Here is a 3,614-nt window from a genome sequence, read left to right as displayed (position 1 = left end):
CGCACTCCGGTCGCGGTGGCAAGTCACCACTTTTACCGCGACCGGGAAAACAAAACCCCATCGGCAGTATTGCTACCAGTTTAGGGTTATAAAATTGCTCAGCGGTAATACCCAGCCATTGCCGCAAGCGCTCACCACTGGCGTCAGCAAAAGGCTTTGCTGCATCATGTGCCTTTTGGCCCGGCGCCTGGCCGGCAATTAAAATCCGTGCAGCGGGGTGCCACTGCAAAATCGGCCTGGGCGGCTGCGGCAAATGCGCTGCGCATAAGCTGCAGTCACGTACCGTATCAGCGAGGTTGTGCGGCGGCATAAATCCAGCACTCAGTGCCCGATTTTAAACGGGCACTGACCCGCTGATAGGCATCGACTTCGTAATCGTCAGCCTGCGTCAGTTCAGCATTGGTTAGCTCAAACACCGTGCCAGCCACTTCATCGGCAAGGTTACCGGTATAACGCAGAATAGGGTGAAATGCCTTACCGCTTTCACGCAGTACACGTTCATCAGTAATCTCGATTTCGCCGACAATATAGCCCTGTAGCGTATCTTTGCTACCGCTTAGTTCACGGCCAAAGTTCGCTACTTGTACGTTTTTTTGCTGTAAGGTGCCATAAGAAAACAGTTTTGGCATAGCGTCTCCGTGCTGTATGGTCTGATAAGGCATAAAAGGCTGGCCCGGTTAGTGCACCAGCCTGGCCAGAGTGTAACTTTCACCATCTGCTGCAACAATACGCACCGGGCTATGCCGGGCCAACGTAACCAGCTCTGCCGCCGACAGCTGCTGCTGAGTCAGTTCAACAGTCGCTTGTGGCAAACTGTCACTGTCGATAGCAGAACGTTTATGCGGCTCCTGCAGAATGTGCTTGTTACTGATATCTACCCTGCCAGCCATCAGCAGCCGCATATCCTGGATCAGATAAGCGGCCAGGGCATCATCACTGATATCACTTTGCGCAATATCCAGCCGGAAATCCTGTGCCGATAAACTGCCACCATTGGTAAAATACACGACAAAATCAAACTTAACGCGGTACTGTGTCATCATCACTCCGTTTAAACCAGAACTCAATTTCATCTGTTTCTACCTCAAACCGCGCTGCATGCTCTACCTGCGCGGGCACACTGTACCACTGGCCAACGCCAATACGTTGCGTTTCACCATGTATTGTCAGGATCAACTCTCCTTTGGTAATCACACCATAGTTATCCGTATCATGGGTATGAGCCGGGATCCGGGTACCGGCAGGATAGGATGCAAATAACACATCACTGTTATCTGCCGCTAAGCGGTATGCATCGAAACGGCCATCGTACAACGGTAAGGCCTTAATTTTATCCGGGTAACTGCCTGGCATCTGTCCTCCTGTAAGCTAACGAGTTCAGCCAGATTCTGCGGCAAATCTGGCAGCAAAGGCAATCGGATATTTGATATAAAGCCGTAACAATGCCAAACGTTTAGTCTTTATTCGCCACCATAATCAGCTTCACATTAACAAACTCGCGCAGGCCAAAGCCGCCATGTTCGCGGCCGTAGCCACTGTCTTTTACACCACCAAACGGCAGGTTAGGTTGTGCCAGTGCATAGCCGTTTATGTTTACCATACCGGTATCAAAATGCTGTTTTGCCAGCGCAATGGCATGGTCAACATTGGCAGAAAAGATACCGCCACCCAAACCATAGCGTGAGTCATTGGCTATCTGCATGGCCTGAGCATCGTCTTTTGCCCGGATAAGCGATGCCACCGGGCCGAACAGTTCATCATCATAGGCTGGCATCTGCGGGCTGACATTTTCCAGAATCGACGGTGGATAGAAAAAACCTCTCTGTTCCGGAATTTCACAACCACATACTACAGTCGCGCCAGCCTCTATTGATTCTGTCACTTGCTGATGCAGTTTATCGCGCAAGTCAGCTCTTGCCAGCGGGCCAATATCAGTATCTTGGGCATTAGGATCGCCCATTTTCAAATGCGCCATCGCCGTGGCAAAAGCATGTTTAAAAGCGGCGTAGTTTTTCTCTGTCACAATAAAGCGCTTTGCCGCCACACAGGTTTCGCCGTTATTCACCATACGGCCTTCAACACAGGTTTTCACCGCTAATTCAATATCGGCATCGTCCAGGATCAGGTAGGCGTCATTGCTACCCAGTTCCAGTACAGTTTTCTTCGCCAGTTTTGCGGCAGCTGCGGCAACCGACTTACCGACTTCGTCGCTGCCGGTAAAGCTAACGCCGCGCACCTTAGGGTGACTGATTAAGCCGGTAGCGGTATCGCCATCAATCAGTAGCGATTGATAGCAATGTGTCGGAAACCCTGCTTCAAGAAACATGGCGGCAATTTTTTCTGCCATGCCAAACACGTTGGACGCATGTTTTAACACTGTGGTATTGCCGGCTACCAGGTTAACAATGCTGTAGCGGATCACCTGATACAACGGAAAATTCCACGGCTGTATGCCCAGAATCACGCCTATTGGTTGGTAGCTAATGATGGCACGGCCGTTTTCCGTGTCGCGCTGCTCGTCCGCCAATACCTCTGCCGCCTGCTTAGCGGTGTAACGGCAAATTTCGGCGCAAAGCTGCACTTCCTGTAGCCCCTGCGCTTTAACCTTGCCCATTTCATCAGTCATTAGCTGTGCCAGCTGCTGTTGCTGGCTTTCCAGCACCTTTGCCAGGTTCAGCGCTAACGCTGCCCGCTCTTTAATACTGACAAGCTTCCAGCTCTGGAAACATTTATCGGCATTATCTACCGCCTGCTGCGCGGCTTTTTCATCCAGCAGGCGATACTCTTTAATCGGATGTTCGGTGTAAGGGTTAATAGTAGTAACAGTATTAGTCATGATGTTGCCCCCTTCAGTTGTTGCAAGTAAAGCTAAAGGGTGCAAAGGCAGCGCCAAGTCTGGCGTTATGGCGGATATTATTTTAACAATTTGATTATATTAATTTTTAATGCAGCATAAGTTGGCTTTAGTGCCGTGCACCAGCTACGCCATGTGAAGGATTTGCACTGCACCTTCCCCTGATTTACAAGGCAGCATGCAGCAGATTTTCAGACTTTTTTACCATTTAACACCGGCCATTGCTGCCAGCAACCTACAGCAAACAGGCCGCCAATAAACAAACATATACCAGAACTAATTAACCAAAATGTCAAACTGTTTTCTGGGAACATTGGCATTAACCCGACGAAGGAAACGCCGCGAATTAAAAATATACTGGCAATGAGGATTAGCGCCAATTTTGTTAGAGGTAAACGTTTAATTGCGCCTGCGCCCGACAAGCCATAAAGCGCCCAAACCAAAAGCACCATGACAATGACAGAGGTTACAATTGTCGGATACCAAAGCCCTTGCTCTGCCATCCGGGCCATCTGCTCCCCTGCACCAAAGAAACGATACCAATCGCCTCCGAACACAATACAACCCAAATGAGCAAGTGCAGCAGCGAAACAACATATCGCCGCAGCCAGAAGATACTTATTACTAGCAGAATGCATCTTTCCTCCGTGAATGCCTAACGCCCGCCACACACGCGAGCAACTTGTTGCGAGTCGAGCGCCCAAAGGGCGCGTTTTTGATGGCGATTGTTATATTTTTCTTTCAATGATGAACTCTGATT

6 protein-coding genes are annotated in these 3,614 nt (G+C 49.8%); all 6 read right to left on the bottom strand.

The genetic code is table 11. The features are described from left to right. On the bottom strand, positions 1-229 hold a 229-nt coding region (locus VIN66_RS11305; RefSeq protein WP_331924092.1), incomplete at its 3' end, for a uracil-DNA glycosylase family protein. Positions 230-287: 58 nt separating this feature from the next. Continuing rightward, a complete protein-coding gene (locus VIN66_RS11300; protein ID WP_331924091.1) occupies positions 288-629 on the bottom strand; it encodes a gamma-glutamylcyclotransferase family protein in 342 nt (113 codons plus the stop codon). 48 nt (positions 630-677) lie between these two features. Further along, a complete protein-coding gene (locus tag VIN66_RS11295) occupies positions 678-1,073 on the bottom strand; it encodes a hypothetical protein (protein ID WP_331924090.1) in 396 nt (131 codons plus the stop codon). Further along, positions 1,021-1,353 carry a cupin domain-containing protein gene (locus tag VIN66_RS11290; protein WP_331924089.1) on the bottom strand — a complete coding sequence of 111 codons (333 nt, stop codon included), beginning with the start codon at positions 1,351-1,353 and terminating at the stop codon, positions 1,021-1,023. Before VIN66_RS11290 ends, VIN66_RS11295 begins: the two co-directional genes overlap by 53 nt. Positions 1,354-1,453: 100 nt before the next feature. Then, positions 1,454-2,836 carry an NAD-dependent succinate-semialdehyde dehydrogenase gene (locus VIN66_RS11285; protein ID WP_331924088.1) on the bottom strand — a complete coding sequence of 461 codons (1,383 nt, stop codon included), beginning with the start codon at positions 2,834-2,836 and terminating at the stop codon, positions 1,454-1,456. A 209-nt stretch (positions 2,837-3,045) separates the two neighbouring features. After that, the gene (locus tag VIN66_RS11280; RefSeq protein ID WP_331924087.1) at positions 3,046-3,492 is read right to left on the bottom strand and encodes a hypothetical protein; all 447 of its coding nucleotides are present in this window, start codon (positions 3,490-3,492) and stop codon (positions 3,046-3,048) included. Positions 3,493-3,614: the final 122 nt, after the last annotated feature.

Origin of the sequence: Rheinheimera sp. (assembly GCF_036568245.1) — a bacterium.
Classification (GTDB): Bacteria; Pseudomonadota; Gammaproteobacteria; order Enterobacterales; family Alteromonadaceae; genus Alishewanella.
The sequence above is the reverse complement of the archived record's forward strand: the minus strand, read 5'-3'. Positions and strand labels throughout refer to the sequence as shown.

What these genes read in the sequence shown, in the direction of transcription:
- VIN66_RS11300 (WP_331924091.1), bottom strand. Translation starts at nt 629, where the DNA reads ATGCCAAAACTGTTTTCTTATGGCACCTTACAGCAAAAAAACGTACAA.
- VIN66_RS11295 (WP_331924090.1), bottom strand. Translation starts at nt 1,073, where the DNA reads ATGAAATTGAGTTCTGGTTTAAACGGAGTGATGATGACACAGTACCGC.
- VIN66_RS11290 (WP_331924089.1), bottom strand. Translation starts at nt 1,353, where the DNA reads ATGCCAGGCAGTTACCCGGATAAAATTAAGGCCTTACCGTTGTACGAT.
- VIN66_RS11285 (WP_331924088.1), bottom strand. Translation starts at nt 2,836, where the DNA reads ATGACTAATACTGTTACTACTATTAACCCTTACACCGAACATCCGATT.
- VIN66_RS11280 (WP_331924087.1), bottom strand. Translation starts at nt 3,492, where the DNA reads ATGCATTCTGCTAGTAATAAGTATCTTCTGGCTGCGGCGATATGTTGT.